Annotated in this window: 18 protein-coding genes, 1 pseudogene and 1 riboswitch; of the genes and pseudogenes, 7 read left to right on the top strand and 12 right to left on the bottom strand. The window is 61.3% G+C overall.

Annotation, left to right across the window (positions count from 1 at the left end; all coding sequences use genetic code 11):
• Nucleotides 1–91 precede the first annotated feature (91 nt).
• The 9 genes from AC1D2N_RS21945 to soxR all read right to left on the bottom strand — a co-directional run bounded on the left by AC1D2N_RS21945 (nt 92) and on the right by soxR (nt 9084).
• Nucleotides 92–322 carry a formate dehydrogenase subunit delta gene (locus AC1D2N_RS21945; RefSeq protein ID WP_028734249.1) on the bottom strand — a complete coding sequence of 77 codons (231 nt, stop codon included), beginning with the start codon at nt 320–322 and terminating at the stop codon, nt 92–94.
• Entirely contained in the window at nt 312–1136 is an 825-nt protein-coding gene (fdhD, locus tag AC1D2N_RS21940) for a formate dehydrogenase accessory sulfurtransferase FdhD (RefSeq protein ID WP_028734248.1), read from the bottom strand. Before fdhD ends, AC1D2N_RS21945 begins: the two co-directional genes overlap by 11 nt.
• Before the next feature lie 37 nt (nt 1137–1173).
• On the bottom strand, nt 1174–4053 hold the full coding sequence (gene fdhF, locus AC1D2N_RS21935) for a formate dehydrogenase subunit alpha (RefSeq protein ID WP_112905423.1): 2880 nt from the start codon (nt 4051–4053) through the stop codon (nt 1174–1176).
• A gap of 57 nt (nt 4054–4110) precedes the next feature.
• Nucleotides 4111–5667 (bottom strand): formate dehydrogenase beta subunit, encoded by a 1557-nt coding sequence (locus AC1D2N_RS21930; protein ID WP_130653186.1) that lies wholly within the window; start codon nt 5665–5667, stop codon nt 4111–4113.
• Nucleotides 5664–6143 carry a formate dehydrogenase subunit gamma gene (locus AC1D2N_RS21925; RefSeq protein ID WP_064649762.1) on the bottom strand — a complete coding sequence of 160 codons (480 nt, stop codon included), beginning with the start codon at nt 6141–6143 and terminating at the stop codon, nt 5664–5666. Before AC1D2N_RS21925 ends, AC1D2N_RS21930 begins: the two co-directional genes overlap by 4 nt.
• 135 nt (nt 6144–6278) lie before the next feature.
• The gene (locus tag AC1D2N_RS21920; protein ID WP_003543441.1) at nt 6279–7172 is read right to left on the bottom strand and encodes a LysR family transcriptional regulator; all 894 of its coding nucleotides are present in this window, start codon (nt 7170–7172) and stop codon (nt 6279–6281) included.
• 78 nt (nt 7173–7250) lie between these two features.
• Nucleotides 7251–7592 (bottom strand): ArsR/SmtB family transcription factor, encoded by a 342-nt coding sequence (locus tag AC1D2N_RS21915; RefSeq protein WP_018069028.1) that lies wholly within the window; start codon nt 7590–7592, stop codon nt 7251–7253.
• 106 nt (nt 7593–7698) lie between these two features.
• On the bottom strand, nt 7699–8469 hold the full coding sequence (locus tag AC1D2N_RS21910) for an SDR family NAD(P)-dependent oxidoreductase (RefSeq protein ID WP_018517248.1): 771 nt from the start codon (nt 8467–8469) through the stop codon (nt 7699–7701).
• 150 nt (nt 8470–8619) lie between these two features.
• Entirely contained in the window at nt 8620–9084 is a 465-nt protein-coding gene (gene soxR, locus AC1D2N_RS21905; RefSeq protein WP_028734245.1) for a redox-sensitive transcriptional activator SoxR, read from the bottom strand.
• An 83-nt stretch (nt 9085–9167) separates the two neighbouring features.
• Between soxR and AC1D2N_RS21900 the strand changes: the two genes are divergently transcribed.
• The 7 genes and pseudogenes from AC1D2N_RS21900 (at nt 9168) to AC1D2N_RS21870 (ending at nt 15733) form a co-directional block, all read left to right on the top strand.
• The gene (locus AC1D2N_RS21900) at nt 9168–9764 is read left to right on the top strand and encodes an NADPH-dependent FMN reductase (protein ID WP_028734244.1); all 597 of its coding nucleotides are present in this window, start codon (nt 9168–9170) and stop codon (nt 9762–9764) included.
• Nucleotides 9765–10008: 244 nt separating this feature from the next.
• Nucleotides 10009–10122: riboswitch (TPP riboswitch) on the top strand.
• On the top strand, nt 10113–10721 hold the full coding sequence (locus tag AC1D2N_RS21895; protein WP_130653187.1) for a YkoF family thiamine/hydroxymethylpyrimidine-binding protein: 609 nt from the start codon (nt 10113–10115) through the stop codon (nt 10719–10721). Its footprint overlaps the riboswitch before it by 10 nt.
• Before the next feature lie 12 nt (nt 10722–10733).
• A complete protein-coding gene (locus AC1D2N_RS21890; protein ID WP_130653188.1) occupies nt 10734–11540 on the top strand; it encodes an ABC transporter permease in 807 nt (268 codons plus the stop codon).
• Nucleotides 11537–12347: pseudogene (locus AC1D2N_RS21885) on the top strand (ABC transporter ATP-binding protein). Before AC1D2N_RS21890 ends, AC1D2N_RS21885 begins: the two are co-directional and overlap by 4 nt.
• A gap of 68 nt (nt 12348–12415) precedes the next feature.
• Complete coding sequence (locus AC1D2N_RS21880) at nt 12416–13426, top strand: ABC transporter substrate-binding protein (RefSeq protein WP_018243849.1); 1011 nt, start codon at nt 12416–12418, stop codon at nt 13424–13426.
• 181 nt (nt 13427–13607) lie between these two features.
• The gene (locus tag AC1D2N_RS21875) at nt 13608–14828 is read left to right on the top strand and encodes an acyltransferase family protein (protein ID WP_130653189.1); all 1221 of its coding nucleotides are present in this window, start codon (nt 13608–13610) and stop codon (nt 14826–14828) included.
• A 167-nt stretch (nt 14829–14995) separates the two neighbouring features.
• On the top strand, nt 14996–15733 hold the full coding sequence (locus AC1D2N_RS21870; RefSeq protein ID WP_018243851.1) for a sugar transferase: 738 nt from the start codon (nt 14996–14998) through the stop codon (nt 15731–15733).
• Between the two features lie 149 nt (nt 15734–15882).
• Here the strand turns inward: AC1D2N_RS21870 and AC1D2N_RS21865 are convergent, their stop codons facing one another.
• The 3 genes from AC1D2N_RS21865 to atpD are packed head-to-tail and all read right to left on the bottom strand — an operon-like array spanning nt 15883 to nt 17965.
• Nucleotides 15883–16290, bottom strand: coding sequence for a F0F1 ATP synthase subunit epsilon (locus tag AC1D2N_RS21865; protein WP_018243852.1), 408 nt, complete (start codon nt 16288–16290; stop codon nt 15883–15885).
• The gene (locus tag AC1D2N_RS21860; protein ID WP_018243853.1) at nt 16290–16529 is read right to left on the bottom strand and encodes a hypothetical protein; all 240 of its coding nucleotides are present in this window, start codon (nt 16527–16529) and stop codon (nt 16290–16292) included. The genes AC1D2N_RS21865 and AC1D2N_RS21860 overlap by 1 nt, the downstream gene beginning before the upstream one ends.
• Complete coding sequence (gene atpD / locus AC1D2N_RS21855; protein WP_018243854.1) at nt 16529–17965, bottom strand: F0F1 ATP synthase subunit beta; 1437 nt, start codon at nt 17963–17965, stop codon at nt 16529–16531. Before atpD ends, AC1D2N_RS21860 begins: the two co-directional genes overlap by 1 nt.
• Nucleotides 17966–17978 lie beyond the last annotated feature (13 nt).

The raw sequence follows: 17978 nt of genomic DNA, 5'->3' as shown, positions 1-17978 counted from the left end.
GTTGCTCCTGCCTTCCCTCCCGCACGGACCGATCCTCGCTTTTTTTGAACTAAAGCATTGAAATAAATACCTAAAGCGCGAGGAACGCGCTCTAGTGTGTCACCGGCTTTCGGATAAGAGGAACGGCCTGAAGCACGAGTGCATCCAGGCCGTTTTCCTCATTCTCTAGAATTTCGAACAACTGCCGCCGCATGCGCGGGTCCCAGAATTTGTTGATATGGGTGGCGACCCCCTGCGCGGCCTCGCTTTCCGGCTGGCTCTTGAAGAAGGTGGCGATCTGGTTTGCCATATAGACGAGCTTGGTCTTGGTATCATGCGACATCGGCAATGCTTCCGGGCGAGATGCGGTGCGGGTGAGTGAAGATCTCGAAATCCTCGCCGCGCACCAGCGCGACGAGCGTCATGCCGGCCTCTTCGGCCGTGCGGATGGCGAGAGCCGTCGGCGCGGAAATGGCGATAAGCACAGGGCTGCCGAGGATCGCCGCCTTCTGCACCATCTCGACGGAAAGCCGGCTGGTGACGACGACGGCGCCGTCGCCGCCTCTTTCACCGGCGCGGATGACGGCGCCGCAGAGCTTGTCCAGCGCATTGTGCCGGCCGACATCTTCGCGCACGGCAATCAGCCCTCTGCCAGGAAGATAGAACCCGGCGCCATGCACCGCCCGTGTCTCACGATGCAACGGCTGTGCCTCGTTCAGAAGCGAAACGGCGCGGACGATATCCGCATGCGACAGCGCCAGCGGCGATTTCGAAACGTCAGGCACCGGCCGCACCGCCTGTTCGATCGATTCGATGCCGCAGAGCCCGCAGCCGACCGGTCCCGCCATGCTGCGGCGCCGTGCCCGCAGCCGATCGGCGACATCGTCGACCAGGCTCACCTGCACATCGATCCCCTGCTCACCCTCGATGACCTCGACGCCCGATATCTCCGCCGGCCCCGCAATGATCCCTTCGGTCAGACTGAATCCGAGGGCAAAATCCTCGAGATCCGCAGGTGTTGCCATCATCACCGCATGCGAACTGCCGCCGTAGGAAAAGGCGATCGGCACTTCTTCCGGCACGATGCGAGAGCTCGTGTGCATAATGCCGTTGCGGCGGGCGGTTTCGGGCGCATGGGCAGTGACGGTGAAGGTCATGATGCGCGTTCCTGCTTACAGAGCCGCCCCTGCATTCTCACTCCGCTGCCTCGAGCTTGCCAGCGATGCGGCGTGATTGCCGCGCCTGCTCGTCATATTCCAGCTGCCATTCACTCGGCCCGTTGGAGGGCGAGACCTGCACCGCCGTCACCTTGTATTCCGGGCAGTTCGTCGCCCAGTCGGAGAAATCGGTGGTGATGACGTTCGCCTGCGTATTGGGATGATGAAAGGTCGTATAAACGACACCCGGCGCGACGCGATCGGTGATCAGCGCCCTGAGCGTAGTGTCGCCGGAGCGGCTGCCGAGTTTCACCCAGTCGCCGTCGCGAACGCCGCGCTGTTCGGCATCGTGTGGATGGATTTCCAGCCGGTCTTCCGCGTGCCAGATGACATTCTCGGTCCGCCGCGTCTGCGCCCCGACATTGTACTGGCTGAGGATGCGGCCGGTTGTCAGCAGCAGCGGGAAGCGCGGACCGGTACGCTCGTCGGTCGCTACATATTCGGTGCGGATGAACTTGCCCTTGCCGCGCACGAAGCCATTGACATGCATGATCGGTGAGCCGAGCGGGTTCTTCTCGTTGCAGGGCCACTGCACCGAGCCCATTTTATCGAGATAGTCGTAGGAGACCATCGCGAAACTCGGCGTCGTCGCAGCGATCTCGTCCATGATCTCCGACGGATGGGTATAATGCCAGTCGAGCCCCATCGCCTGGGCAAGCTTCTGCGTCACTTCCCAGTCGCCATAGCCGTTGCGCGGCGACATCACCTTGCGCACGCGGTTGATGCGGCGCTCCGCATTGGTGAAGGTGCCGTCCTTCTCCAGGAAGGTCGAGCCCGGCAGGAAGACATGGGCGTAATTGGCGGTCTCGTTGAGGAACAGATCCTGCACGACGACGCATTCCATCGCCGCAAGCCCGGCTGCGACATGTTTGGTATCGGGATCGGACTGCAGGATGTCTTCACCCTGGATGTAGATGCCCTTGAAGGAGCCGTCGACTGCCGCGTCCAGCATGTTCGGAATACGCAGGCCCGGTTCGTTGTTGAGCTTCACGCCCCAGAGCTTTTCGAAGATGTCACGCGTCGCATCGTCGGAAATGTGCCGGTAGCCCGGCAGTTCGTGCGGGAAGGAACCCATGTCGCAGGAGCCCTGCACATTGTTCTGGCCGCGCAGCGGGTTCACACCGACGCCGGGACGGCCGATATTGCCGGTCGCCATAGCCAGGTTGGCGATCGCGATGACCGTGGTCGAGCCCTGGCTGTGCTCGGTGACGCCGAGGCCGTAATAGATCGCACCGTTGCCGCCCTTGGCATAGAGCCTTGCCGCGCCGCGCAGATCCGCCGCCGGCACGCCGGTGAAGATCTCGGTCTGCTCGGGACTGTGCTGCGGTTCGGCGACAAAGGCCGCCCAATCCTCGAACTCCGACCAGTCGCAGCGCTCGCGGATGAACGCCTCGTCAAAGAGGCCTTCGGTGACGATCACATGCGCCAGCGCCGTCATGACCGCGACATTGGTGCCGGGCTTCAGCGGCAGGTGATACGAGGCCTCGATATGCGGCGAGCGGACGATATCGGTGCGGCGCGGATCGATGACGATGAGCTTGGCGCCCTGGCGCAGCCGCTTCTTCAGCCGCGAGCCGAACACCGGATGCCCGTCGGTCGGATTGGCGCCGATGACGACGACGACATCCGAATGCTCGACGCTGTCGAAATCCTGCGTGCCCGCCGAGGTGCCGAACGTCTGGCCGAGGCCGTAGCCGGTCGGCGAATGGCAGACGCGGGCGCAGGTATCGACATTGTTGTTGCCGAAGCCGGCGCGGATCAGCTTCTGCACCAGATAAGTTTCCTCATTGGTGCAGCGCGACGAGGTGATGCCGCCAATCGCCTCGCGGCCGTATTGATACTGGATGCGGCGGAACTCCATCGCCACATGCGCGAAGGCTTCGTCCCAGCTGACTTCCCGCCAGGGATCGCTGACCTTTTCGCGGATCATCGGATTGAGGATGCGGTCCTTGTGGGTGGAATAGCCATAGGCGAAGCGGCCCTTGACGCAGGAATGGCCGCGATTGGCCTGACCGTCCTTCCACGGCACCATGCGCACCAGTTCCTCGCCGCGCATCTCCGCCTTGAAAGAACAGCCGACGCCGCAATAGGCGCAGGTGGTCACGGCCGAATGCTCCGGCTGGCCGATCTGGATCACCGATTTCTCCGTCAGCGTCGCCGTCGGGCAGGCCTGGACGCAGGCGCCGCAGGACACGCATTCGGAATCGATGAAATGCTCGTGCATGCCGGGCGAAACGCGTGAGCCGAAGCCACGGCCCTCGATCGTCAGCGCGAAGGTGCCCTGTACTTCCTCGCAGGCGCGCACGCAGCGCGAACAGACGATGCACTTGGAGGGATCATAGGTGAAGTAGGGATTGGATTCGTCCTTCGGCATCCATTTCAGATTGATGTCGCCATTGCTGCGCGCCTTGACGTGGTTGTCGCCCTCATAGCCGTAGCGCACATCGCGCAGGCCGACGGCGCCCGCCATGTCCTGCAATTCGCAATCGCCGTTGGCTGCGCAGGTGAGACAGTCGAGCGGATGGTCGGAAATATAGAGTTCCATCACGCCGCGGCGGATATCCTTCAGCCGCCCCGTCTGCGTGTGCACCACCATGTTTGCCGCCACCGGCGTCGTGCAGGAGGAGGGTGTGCCGTTGCGACCCTCGATCTCGACGAGGCAGAGCCGGCAGGAGCCGAAAGCGTCGACCATATCGGTGGCACAGAGCTTCGGCACCTTGATGCCGGCCTCCATCGAGGCGCGCATGATGGAGGTGCCCTCCGGCACGCTGATCTGCTGTCCGTCGATGGTGAGCGTCACCATGGCCTCGGACTTCGAAGCAGGGGTGCCGTAGTCGATTTCATGGATGAGAGACATGATTGGTCTCCTTGCTTGAGATGGTGACGTCAGCGCAGGCGTTCCATGAAAAACTCGTCATTCCGCCGCCTCCACCAGAGGTGCCGGCGAAAAATCCTCCGGGAAATGCGTCATGGCGCTCATGACGGGATAGGGCGTGAAACCACCCAGCGCACAGAGCGAGCCGAACTTCATCGTGTTGCAGAGATCGGCAAGCAACACCCGGTTCTTCTCCGGCTCGATACCGCGGGCGATCTTATCGGCCGTCTCGACGCCGCGCGTCGAGCCGATGCGGCAGGGCGTGCACTTGCCGCAGCTTTCGACGGCGCAGAATTCCATCGCGAAACGCGCCTGCTTCAGCATATCGGCCGTTTCGTCGAAAACGACGATGCCGGCATGGCCGATAAGCCCGTCCTTGGCGGCGAAGGATTCGTAATCGAACGGCGTGTCGAACAGCGCCCGCGGGAAATAGGCGCCGAGCGGTCCGCCGACCTGCACGGCTTTGACCGGCCGTCCCGTCACTGTACCGCCACCGATCTTGTCGACGATATCTCCGAGCGAAAGACCAAAGGCCGTCTCAAAGAGGCCGCCATATCTGACATTGCCCGCAATCTGCAGCGGGATGGTGCCGCGTGAGCGGCCCATGCCGAAATCGCGGTAGAAGGCCGCACCCTTTTCCATGATAACGGGCACCGAAGCCAGCGAGATCACGTTGTTGATGACGGTCGGACAGTTAAACAGCCCCTTATGCGCCGGCAGCGGCGGCTTGGCGCGCACGATGCCGCGCTTGCCCTCGAGGCTGTTCAGCAGCGCCGTCTCCTCACCGCAGACATAGGCGCCGGCGCCGGTGCGCACCTCGATATCGAAGGCGCGGCCGGATCCGAGCACCGATGGTCCGAGGATACCGGCCTGGCGCGCGAGGCCGACGGCCTCGGTCATGACAGCGATCGCATGCGGATATTCCGAACGCGTATAGACGAAACCCTTGGTCGCCCCGGTCGCCAGCCCTGATATCGCCATGCCCTCGATCAACACGAAGGGATCGCCCTCCATGATCATCCGGTCGGCAAAAGTGCCGCTGTCGCCCTCATCGGCATTGCAGACGATATATTTGCGTTCGCCGGCGGCGTCGAGAACGGTCTTCCACTTGATGCCTGTGGGAAAGCCGGCGCCGCCGCGTCCGCGCAGGCCGGAATCGGTGACTTCCTTGACGATTTCGGCTGATGTCATCGAAACGGCGCGGCGAAGGCCGGCAAGACCGCCATGCGCCTCGTAATCCGCCAGCGAAAGCGGATCGGTGACGCCGCAACGGGCGAAGGTCAGGCGAGTTTGCTCCTTGAGGAACGGGAGGTCTTCAACCTCCCCGAGACAGAGTCGATGCTCGGCTCCATCAATCATCCCGGCATCGAACAGATCAGCCACATCCTTGGACTTCACGGGTCCATAGCCGATGCGCTTTCCGGCTACCTCGATCTCGACCAGCGGCTCCAGCCAGAACATTCCGCGCGAGCCGTTGCGCACGATCTCGGCATCGAAGCCGCGGGCGGCGATCTCCTGGGCAATCGCCTTTGCCACCTTTTCGGCCCCGAGCGCCAGCGCTGCGGCATCGCGCGGAACATATATCCTCACCGTCATCGACGTACCTCCGCGACGAGTTCCGCCGCCGTCTGATCGTCGACCCGGCCATAGAGCTCGCCGTCGAGCATCACCGCCGGCGCGCAGGCGCAGAGCCCGAGACAGTAGACCGGCTCCAGCGTCACGCCGCCATCGAGCGTCGTCTGATGAAAATCAATGCCGAGCAGCGCCTTGACGCGCTCGGCCAGCGCGTCGCCACCCATCGACTGACAGGCTTCGGCGCGACAGAGCTTCAGCACGTGCCGGCCGGCGGGATGGTCGCGATAATCGTGATAGAAGGTCACCACGCCATGCACCTCGGCACGCGAGAGGTTCAATTCCTCCGCGATGACGGGCATGGCTTCCTGCGGCACATAGCCGAATTCCTGCTGAACCTCGTGCAGAATGGGAAGCAGCGGCCCTTCGAGAAATCGAAGATCGGCGACGATGGCTCGGGTGCGCGCTGCAATATCGCCTTCGGCGATATGAATGGTCATAAGGCAGCCCTCCCGGCGGCTTGCTCGTTGCGGAATAGCGGGCCTCCCCCGGCCGAGTGCTATTCCGGAACTACCATTTCAGGGAAGCAGCCGGCGATCAATAAAGCTATCTCGTTGCTTGATAGGTTTTTTCTATCAGAGTTCTTCGTCTTGCACGAGCACCCTCGCCTCGTGCAGCAAGGCCGATACAAGCGGCGTAAAGGGCTCGCGATAAGGCGCAACAAGGCCGACCAGATGATGCGCCTCCGGCTCGACGATCGGGATCATGCGAATTTCCACTGGGAATCCAAAGGATTTGGCCACATTGCGCGGCATGATGCTCGCCCAGCGTCCAGTCCTGACATGCGAGAACAGCACGATCATCGAGTTGGATTCGAGCGTCGGATGCGCTGTGGCGCCTGCTTCGGTCAAGTGGCGGTTGATGATCCGACGGTTCTGCATGTCGGCAGTCAATAGACAAAGCCGAAGATCGCCGATCTCCCGCCAGGTCACGTTGTCGCGATCGGATAGCGGACTGCCTGCAGCAGTGATCAGATTATAGCGCTCGGCATAGAGGGGAACGGTCGTGACGCGGCCGAGCGGCTCGTTTTCGAGATAGGTGATGCCGGCATCGATTTCGAGGTTTTCGAGCATGCTCAGCACCTGCAGCGAATTCCGCGAGACGATCGAAAAGGTCACGCCGGGATGCCGCTCCTGAAAAGGCGTAGTAATGCGCGAAAGCATGGCGAGCGCGGTCGGAATAGCGGCGAGGCGGATGTGGCCGGAAAGGCCGCGGCGCGCGGCGCGCATCTCTTCGCGCATGGTGCGGGCATCGCCGACGATGCGTCGCGCCCATTCGAGCACGCGCTGCCCTTCCGGCGTCAGCCCCTGGAACCGCGAACCGCGCTGCACCAGCATGACGCCAAGCTGATCCTCGAGCTGCCGGATGGCAGCCGAAAGCGTCGGCTGCGAGATCCCGCACTCCTCCGCGGCGCGGCCAAAATGCTTTTCGTTGGCAAGGGCGATGAAGAATTCCAGCTTGTCGATCATCCGGTCTCCCGATCCGGCATCACATCATCCGGGTCAGTTCATCTTTGACGCAGCAGCCGTGCTCCGCAAGGGCGATCGCTAACTGTTTTCTGCAGCGGGAAAAAGATCGAACAGCGATTCGAGGAAGGCAAGCACGCTGACATTGCCGATGCTGTAATAGACCAGCCTGCCCTGACGGCGCGTATGGACCAGGCCTTCGAGCCTTAAACGCGCCAGCTGCTGCGAGACCATGGCCTGCTGTATGCCGAGGATGTTCTCGATTTCACTCACCGTCCGCTCCTCGTTCGCCAGTATGCAGAGGATCAGAAGTCGGGTCTGGTGCGCTAGCGCTTTCAGCAGATCGCTCGCTTCGTGGGCTTTTCCAGCGAGTTTGTGCAATTCCTGGCCGGTCATCCCCGGCTCGGGTTTGGGCAACGGCATTCGGTATTATCTCGGAAGGGAGGCGATGAGGTAGATCAGCACAATAGCATATTCGCACAAGCGAATTGGTCAAAAGTGATGAAATGCCAAAAAAGGTCCAAACAAATCAGCAGATAAGCTGACCGCCGTTGATCTCGATCACCTGTCCGGTGATGTAGCCCGAGAGCGAGGGAGCCGCCAGGAACAGATAGGCGGGAGCGCAGTCCTCCGCCGTGCCGAGCCGTTGCAGGGGGATGGATTTTCTCGTCTGCTCCAGCTTTTCGCGGGAAGAATAGCGCTCATGGAATTCCGTCTCGATCGTTCCTGGCGATACGCAATTGACGCGGATTCCGTCCGGTGCAAGCTCACGGGCAAGCGCCTTGGAATAGGTCGCAACGAAGGCTTTCGAGGCCGAATAGATCGAGGAACCGGGGCTGCCGCCGGTCAGCGCCGAAATCGAAACCGTGTTGACGATGGCAGCGCCTTCAGCCGCCTTCAATGCCGGCAGCAGCGCGCGCGTCAGCGCCACCACCGATGTCTGGTTGAGCCGCACGACCGCCTCATATTCTGCGTCGGTGAGCGTCGCAGCGGGAAACCGACCAAGCATGGTGCCGGCATTGTTGACGAGCACATCGACCCTGTCGAAGAAGGCGAGAGCATCTTCAGCAAATTGCGCTGCCCCACCGACCGCGGAGAAATCGGCATGCAGCAGCAGCGCCCGTCTTTCGGATTCAGCCGTCAGCAGGAAATCCGGGAGGTCGCGTCCCGGCTTGCGCCCGGTATGGACGATTACTTTCGCGCCGCAGTCCAGGAACTGCCGGGCCACTTCAAGGCCGATGCCGCGACCGGCGCCGGTCACGACCACATTGCGATTTTCGAACAGTCTGGGATGAAACACGAAGCCGTCCTCCTCGCGGACAGTGCCGCCGGTTGCGTCACTCGCCCTTAACATATGAGCACGCCGACCGAAAGAAAGGCGTGCATCGATCTTTCCGGGAGAGACTTGGTCTCGCCCCGGAAACTGCTCTTCCCAAGAAGTTCCAGCCTTTTAGTTTTCGGTCTCCAGAAGCCGCGCGCCTGGCCCCTCCCTGCCGAGCCGGTCGCAGGGATTGCGCAACGGACAGCTTTCGATCGACAGGCAGCCGCAGCCGATGCAACCTGTCAGACGGTCGCGCAGCAGGCTAAGCCGCCTGATTCGCGCGTCGAGATCATCCTTCCAGCGCGCCGACAGCGTCTGCCAGTCGGCGACGGTCGGCGTGCGTCCCTGCGGCAGGGACTCGAACGCCGCCTGGATTTCCGAAAGCGGAATGCCAACACGCTGCGCCACCTTGATGATGCCGAGCCGGCGCAGCACATCGCGGCCATAGCGCCGCTGGTTGCCGCGGGAGCGGATGCTCGAGATCAGCCCCTTGGTCTCGTAAAAATGCAGCGCCGAGACGGCCAGGCCGCTGCGCTCTGCCACTTCACCGACCGTCAGGAGCTTGCCGAGCGGCGCCGCAGGAATTGTATCCATCACCTCTTGACCTCAATATTAGTTGAGGTTTTATAACCTTGGCTCCTGCAATCGTAAAGTCCAATCGCAACAAGGAGCGACGCGTGAAAACACCCACCAGGCTGGCTGTCATCTATGGGAGCACGAGAGAGGGCCGCATCTGCGACCGGGTGGTCAAATGGCTGACGCAGGAGCTCGTCCGCTTCCCGCAATTTGATATCGACATCATCGACCCGCTGGATTTCGCGCTGCCGGCCAACCGTGACATGACGCACCCCGAAATCGACAGGCTCGCCGGACGGCTTGGCATGGCCGACGCCTTCATCATCGTCACGCCGGAATACAATCACAGCTTCACCGCCTCGTTGAAGTCGATCATCGATTTCTTCTTCGAGCCCTGGCAGGGCAAGCCGGTCGCCTTCGTTTCCTATGGCGGCATATCTGGCGGCCTGCGCGCCGTCGAACAACTGCGGCTCGTCTTTGCCGAACTCCACGCCGTGACGATCCGCGATTCGGTCAGCTTTGCCGCACCTTGGAACCGCTTCGACACAGACGGGCGGCTCGACAATCCCGCCGACGCAATGCGTTTGCTCGATCGGATGATGGCGAGGCTGGAATGGTGGACGCAGGCGCTCGTCACTGCCCGCAGCGATCGTCCCTATACCGACACAGAGCGCCGCGCGTCTTTTCGGACGCGCTAAGGACGCTCTATTACTTTGAATCTGCGCATAATCCTTTCCGAAAATCGATTCCGATTTTCGGGGTTATGCGCTAGCCGCCTGAGGCAGAGAGCTCCGGTTCCGTTCCCGGCAGGTACGGAACCATTGGGAACACCCGGACAGGACCTCCGTCCGGGTGTTTCCCGTCGCATCAGGTCCATCCCGACCGCGCAGACGGGTTCGCAATTTTGCTGTTGCGGGGAGGAAACCCCGGTGATAGTTTCCGCGCAAATAACAGGGGAGCTCCGTATCGCCGGGGCTGAGATGTGAGGTGCCAGCCTCTGGACCCTTCAAAGCTGATCTGGGTAATGCCAGCGGAGCGAGGTTCAGATGTTCTCAGGCGCACAGGTGTCACTCTATCCGATGTCCGGCAATTTCGTCGGCATCATTCTTGATGCCGTCAAGGCGCTCGACCCCTATCGCGACCGGCTGCGCATCGAGACCGATGACATCTCCACACTGCTGGTCGGCCCGCCTGACATTCTCTTCGCCGCCATGCACGATCTTTTCGTCGCCGCCGCAAAGACCGGCGAGCATTGCGTCCTGTCAGCCGCCGTTTCACGCGGCTGCCCCGGCGAGCCCGACGACGTCATCTGCGGCGTCAACCCCTCCCTCGGTCAGGCGGAGCCGCTTGCCGAGCGCATAACAGCCGCACTTGCCGCCGTTGAAACCACCACCGAGACCGGCCAGCCGACCGCTGCGCAATTCTCGCTCTACGTCATGGCAACCGGTACCCATATGGACGAGATTTATGGCTGCATCGACTTCCTGAAGCGCTCTGGCACCTTCGACCGTGCCAAGAATTTCTGCACCAGGCTTTCTGGCGATGCCGGTGCCGTCTTCGCAACCATTCGTGAGGCCTTCTATCGCTTCGGCGACCCCGAGGGACATGTTACCCTCGACATCACGGCGTCTGCCAATAGCCCGACGAAAGCCTGAAATCGAACGCTGATGACACTGCCACAACCATCGGCTTCGCGCCTTGCCGCGCTCCGCGCCGCTCTCTACCGGGGCATACCCGCCTTGCTGGCCGGCTGCGTCTTTTTGGCGGCATGGGAACTCTATGTCGATCTTTCCGGTATCAAACCTTCCATCCTGCCGGCGCCTTCGCGCATCGTCATCCAGGGCTGGCTGAACCGCGAGGCGCTGATATCAAACACCTGGCCGACGCTCGGCGCGACACTCGGAGGTTTCGCGCTGTCGCTGGCCTTCGCCTTCGCCGCCTCGATCCTCATGGATTTCGTGCCCTTCATGCGCCGGGCATTGCTGCCGATCTTCATCGCCAGCCAGACCCTGCCGCTGGTGGCGATCGCGCCCCTCGTCGTCCTCTGGTTCGGCTTCGGCCTGTTGCCGAAGATCCTGCTGGTGGCGCTCGTCACCTTCTTCCCGCTGCTCGTCGCCTTGCTGCAGGGCTATGAATCGACTGACCGCGACATCGCCGAATTGCTGAATTCGATGAAGGCGAGCCGCTGGCACATTTTCCGCCTGGCACGGCTTCCCTCCTCGCTGCCCTATTTCTTCGCCGGCCTGCGGATCTCGATCACCTATGCTGTCGTCGGCGCGATCTTTGCCGAATATGCCGGCGCCGCCCGCGGCCTCGGCATCTATATCCTCAACGCCAAGAACAATTTCCGTCCCGATCTCGTGCTCGCCGCCGTCGTCATCAGCGCCGTTCTGACACTCTGCCTCTTCGGAGCGACGCTATTGATCCAGCGCCTCGTCATGCCCTGGCAGCCAACCGCGGAGCGGCGCCGATGAGCGATACAATGGTTGAACTGCACAATATCTCGAAGTCCTTCGACGGCATGAAGGTGCTCGGCGATATTTCGCTCGCCGTCGCAGACGGCGAGTTCGTTTCGATCGTCGGCCCGTCCGGCTCCGGAAAATCGACGGTGCTGCGACTGCTGACCCAGGCACTGCGCCCCGATGCCGGCACCATGCTTTTTAAGGGCGTGCCGCTGGAACAGGCGCCGCATTCCTTCGCCTTCATGCCGCAGCGCGACGCGCTGATGCCCTGGCGCCGGATCATCGACAATGCGGCACTCGGTCTCGAGGTGAAAGGCATGAACCGCCGCGCGGCCCGCGCCGCCGTCGCGCCGCTGTTCGAGAGCTTCGGCCTTGCCGGCTTCGAACACCACTATCCCTCCGAACTGTCAGGCGGCATGCGCCAGCGCGCCGCGCTGCTGCGCACCGTCGTCCAGACCCAGGACATGCTGCTGCTCGACGAGCCTTTCGGCGCGCTCGACGCGCTGACGCGCACGCAGATCCAGGAATGGCTGCAGGGCATGTGGACCGAACACCGTTGGACGGCGCTGCTGATCACCCATGATGTTCGCGAGGCCGTGTTCCTCTCCGACCGGATCTACGTGCTTTCGGCCCGTCCGGCGCGTATCATCCGCGAATTCCGCGTTCCCCTGCCCCGCCCGAGAAGCATTGCCGATCTCGGCTCGCCGGCGGCCCAGGCGATCGAAACCGAAATCCTGCAAACCCTGCTTCATCCTAGAACAGGATGATTTTAGGCCAGTCGGCCTCAAATCTGAATCCTGTTCTGATTTAAAGAGTTAGAGCATGATGTCGTCCGAAAACCGCTCACATTTTTCGGCATCATGCTCTAGAGACCTGAGGAGGTCACCATGCTGCTTCTCACTCGTCGCCAGACGATCTTCGCCGCCATCGCGGCAAGCCTCGCCGGCCGTACCGCCCTCGCCCAATCGGCGCCCGCAAAGGTTCGCATCGCGCTCGACTGGACACCCAACACCAACCATATCGGCATCTATGTCGCCAAGGCGAAGGGCTTCTATGCCGATGCCGGGCTCGATGTCGAGATTCTTCCCTTCACCGACACCAGCGCCGGAACGCTGGTGTCCAACGGCGTCGCCGATTTCGGCATCAGCAGCGAGATCGAGACCCTCACGCAGCGCGCTGGCGGCGGTGACGTGAAGATGGTCTACGGCGTCGTCCAGACGGAAACCGCACGCCTGATCTTCAAGGGCGGACGCGACGACATCAAGAGCCCGAAAGACCTCGACGGCAAGACCTATGGCGGCTTTGGCGGTACCTGGGAGAGCGCGCTGATCTCCGCGATGATCCGCAATGACGGCGGCAAAGGCGACGTCAAGACCGTCACCCTCGGCACCTCCGCCTACGAGGCGCTGGACAATGGCTCGATCGATTTCACGCTGGAGATCTACACCTGGGAAGGCATCGCCGCCGAACTGGAAAACCGGAAGATCGGCCGCTTCCACTATTCCGATTATGGCATTCCCGACGAGCAGACGACGGTCATCGTCTCCAGCGACGCCTATCTCTCCGCAAGTCGGGAACACGCTCGCGCCTTCATCCAGGCGACACGAAAGGGTTATGCCTACTCCGTCGACCATCCCGACGAAGCCTGCGAGCTGCTGATCTCTGGAAGCAACGGCGCACTGATGAACACGGAACTGGTAAAGGCTTCTCAAAAGGCATTGATCGAGGGGCACTTCCTGAAATCCGAGGCCGGCGTGATCGGTAAGCTCGACCCGGCAAAGGCCGAGGGCCTCGGCGGCTTCCTGATGGAGAATGGCATTCTGGTCGATGCGAATGGCGCCGCACTCAAGGAGAAGCCGGACTTTTCCACCTATTATACCAACGAACTTCTCGACTGAGCCCAGCCCTGCCTTGCCCGTCGCGGCTTTCCGCTGCAAAATCGCAGACACGGATTCAGATCTTGGGCCGCTCCGGCCTAAGAGCTGAATCCGTATCTAAATCAAGGAAGTGGTGCATGATGTCGTCCGAGCACCGCTCACACTTTTCGGCATCATGCTCTGGGCAAGGTGGGGAGGCAGGATGCGACAACAGGAGAGACTGGCCGGAGCGGACTTTCTGCGTGCGACGGCCTGTCTGCTGGTGCTCGCCCACCACTTCGCGCTGCGGCTGGATATGCGCAGAATCCCTGACGAACTCGGACCGACCGCACATATCCTCCGCTTCGGCAATTTCGGCGTCGCCATCTTCTTCGTGCTCAGCGGCTTTCTTCTTGCCCATCCCTTCTGGCGCGCGCTCGACGCCGGTAGCGCCATGCCGAGCCTCCGCCATTACGCGATCCGCAGGGCGGCGCGCATCGCTCCGGGCTTCTGGTTCGCCGCCACCATCGGCTTCGCTCTCAGCCTGACGCTGCTTGCCCTGCCGCTGACGCCGGAGCTTGTGCTCCGCTACGTCTCCGGGCTGCTGTTCATGAGCCAGTGGCATTGGCGTACCTTGTTTCCTGTCGAAGCCGACGGGCCGCTCTGGTCCATTGCCTTCGAGGTCACCAGCTATGTGCTCCTGCCGATCTGCTTTCTCCTGCTATTTCGTTTGCCCCTCCTGAGGCGGCGCCCGTTGTTTGCCCGCTTCGCCTGGTTTTGCGTCATCGCAGCCGTACTTCTCGCCCATGTGCTGATTCTGGCCTTATTTCCGCTCGACGACATCGGACGCGGCTGGCAGTACGGCCTGCAGGGCGGCGCGAAGGAGTGGATGCCGAGATATAATCCGATCGGCTTCTTTGCCGTCTTCGCGCTCGGCGCGCTTGCCGCGAGCGTCGAGGTCATGCTCCCAACAAGGCGCGCCTCCTGGTTCGATGTTGTATCGCTCCTGGCGATCGCGGTTGCCGGCTACCGCCTCGTCATATCGCCCGGCGGCTCCGACGAGGCTTACGGCTGGCTCGAAATCCCCTACGGTTTTCCGGTCTTTCCGCTGGCGGTCGCAACGACACTCGTTTCGCTCAGCCATTCGCAACACCTGGGAAGGCTGTTCGACAACGCTCCTGTCCGCTACATCGCAAAGATCTCCTTCGGCATCTATATCTGGCAGGAGATCATCCTGATATTGATCCAGAGACTCGACCCGGGCTCGTTTGGCTTTTCCTCGGAAAATGTCGTCGCCGGCTGGCTGCAATCTTGCGGGCTGGCGGCGGCGCTCATCCTTCTGGTCGCGAGCCTCAGCTACTTCCTGCTGGAAAAACCGGCGATCGATTTCGGCAACCGGCTGACATCTCGCCTACCCAATCGGGCTACTCCTTTCAAAGTATAAATTCCCCAGAAGTGCAACTACAGGCATTAAGGTTAACGCGAAATACTCCCATTTTTGGTGTCTTTAGGGTTATCAAATTCATATTTATACCGATGACAAACGATACGTGACCATGTATCTGTCTCACTGCTGTTCAGTATCGCATCTAAACTTGTGGACCTTGCGTAATGAATGCTTTTACTTCGAAGACGAATTCACGCTTCGATCCGTCTCAGCGTCAGGACAAAACCAAGACCCTGGTTATAGCGAACTCCAACATTCGCCAGCCGGATAGCTTTTCCCCTGTAGAAAGAAAAATGGCGTTGCGGCTGGCCATGAAGCGGTTGATCGACATCGTCGCCTCAGTCAGCGCCCTCCTCGTGCTGGCGCCGCTTTTTCTGGCCATCGCTCTTTTCATCAAACTCGACGATGGCGGTCCGGTGTTTTTCCGCCAGATCCGCTGGGGGCTGAACGGCCGGAAGATCACGGTCTTCAAGTTCCGGTCGATGCGCGCCGAAGCTTGTGATCCAAGCGGCGTTCAACAGACCGTCAAGGGCGACAGCCGGGTGACAAGCATCGGCGCGGTGCTCCGCAAGACCAATATCGACGAGCTGCCGCAGCTTTTCAACGTCCTCAGGGGCGAGATGTCGCTGGTCGGCCCGCGCTGCCACGCTATCAACATGCGGGCAGCCGGCAAGCTCTACGAAGAACTGGTGCCGGACTACCATCAACGCCACATCATGCGCCCCGGCATCACCGGTCTTGCGCAGACACGCGGCTGGCGGGGCCCGACGGCGCGATCGCTGCAAGCCCGCGCCCGCATCGCTTGCGATATCTATTATGTCAGGAATTTCAGCCTGCTGCTCGACCTGAAGATACTGCTCAGGACGGTCGTCATCGAGCTGCGCGGCGGCACGGGCTTCTGAGACGAACTTTGCACGTTGCAAAAGCGGCGATATCGACCGCTTGTTCATTTCAAGCCACCAATGGCGCTGTCTTCCGCCCCCTAAGAGATGGAACGGACACAAAAAAGGCGGCTGTTACAGCCGCCTTTCATCGTCATAGTCGATTGCGATCAGTCCTGTTGAACGATGCCGCTCAGATGCGTCATTTCCATGATGAAGTGCTCGAGCTTCGACTTATGCTCGTGCAACTCGGCATGTTCGAGTTCCCTACGGGCGGCCTCGATGCGGCGGGTCAGCTCGTCCTTTTGGAGTTCTTCGACCGGAACTGCAGATTCAGCAAGCAATGTACAGCCGGTCGGCAGGATATCAGCAAAACCGCCGAACACCACATAGTCCTGTTTCTTACCGGAGGCGAATCGCACGCTTACGACACCAGGCTTGATCGTCGTCATCGTCGGAGCATGGTTTGCCATGACCGTCATTTCGCCTTCGGTCGCAGGAATGACGACCTCAGTCACCATCTCCGACAGCAGCAGGCGCTCCGGTGAAACGAGCTCAAAGTTGAAATTGTCAGCCATCAGTGACTTACCTTCTCGGCTATGGCTTTTGCATCTTGCAATTTTGTCCCGCAGAACGGGCAGTGCAGTATCGCTTGATCGAGATAACCGAGGCCTTCCTCGCTCTGGACAAGACCTACCACCATCATCAGCACACCATTATCGGCGCGATAAACGGTGGGAGCAGCTGGTTCCGGAAGATCCGCCACGACCCCCCTCAGGGAGTCGCAGCAGAATATTTCGTCTAGCGCGTCGCTCATCAAGCAGCTACGAGCTTCTTGGCCTTCTCGACAGCTTCGTCCATAGAGCCGACCATATAGAAGGCAGCCTCCGGCAAGTGATCATATTCGCCGTTGACGAGGCCCTTGAAGCCCTTGATCGTGTCTTCAAGAGCAACCAGTTTGCCCGGCGAGCCGGTGAAAACTTCGGCGACGAAGAACGGCTGCGACAGGAAGCGCTCGATCTTGCGGGCGCGGGCGACGGCAACCTTGTCTTCTTCGGACAGTTCATCCATGCCAAGAATCGCAATGATGTCCTGGAGGGCCTTGTAACGCTGCAGCGTCGACTGGACCTTACGGGCGACTTCGTAATGCTCTTCGCCGACGACCAACGGGTCGAGCATGCGCGACGTGGAGTCGAGCGGATCGACGGCCGGGTAGATACCCTTTTCAGCGATCGAGCGCGACAGAACCGTCGTTGCGTCCAAGTGAGCGAACGAAGTTGCCGGCGCCGGGTCAGTCAAGTCGTCGGCCGGAACGTAAATGGCCTGGACCGAGGTGATCGAGCCGGTGGTTGTCGTCGTGATGCGCTCCTGCATCTGGCCCATGTCGGTTGCGAGCGTCGGCTGATAGCCGACCGCCGACGGGATGCGGCCGAGCAGAGCCGACACTTCGGAACCTGCCTGCGTGAAGCGGAAGATGTTGTCGACGAAGAACAACACGTCCTGGCCCTGGTCGCGGAAGTGTTCGGCGACCGTCAGGCCGGTCAGAGCAACGCGCGCGCGCGCACCCGGCGGCTCGTTCATCTGGCCGTAAACCAGCGCAGCCTTCGAGCCTTCGCCACCACCGTGCTTGTTGACGTTCGATTCGATCATTTCATGGTAAAGGTCGTTGCCTTCGCGGGTGCGTTCACCGACGCCCGCAAAAACCGAGTAACCACCATGCGCCTTGGCGACGTTGTTGATCAGTTCCATGATCAAGACGGTCTTGCCGACGCCGGCGCCACCGAAGAGACCGATCTTGCCACCGCGTGCATAGGGGGCGAGAAGGTCGACGACCTTGATGCCGGTGACGAGGATCTGCGCTTCCGTCGACTGCTCGACATAGGTCGGCGCATCCTGGTGGATGGAGCGCTTGTGGGCGGTAACCAGCGGACCTGCTTCGTCGACCGGCTCACCGATGACGTTCATGATGCGGCCGAGCGTCTCATTGCCGACGGGAACCATGATCGGAGAGCCCGTGTCGGTGACTTCCTGGCCGCGCACGAGACCGTCGGTCGAGTCCATCGCGATGGTACGAACGACGTTTTCGCCAAGGTGCTGCGCAATTTCGAGAACGAGGCGATTGCCGTTGTTGCTGGTTTCCAGCGCGTTCAGGATCTTCGGCAGTTCGCCTTCGAAAGCAACGTCGACGACGGCGCCGATAACCTGTGTGACTCTGCCGACAGAGCCTGTCTTGGGGGTAGCTGCCTCAGCCATTTTCTGACCCTCT

The sequence above is a fragment of the Rhizobium sp. P1_B8 genome (assembly GCF_056406515.1).
This window is presented reverse-complemented; position numbering and strand designations above follow the sequence as displayed.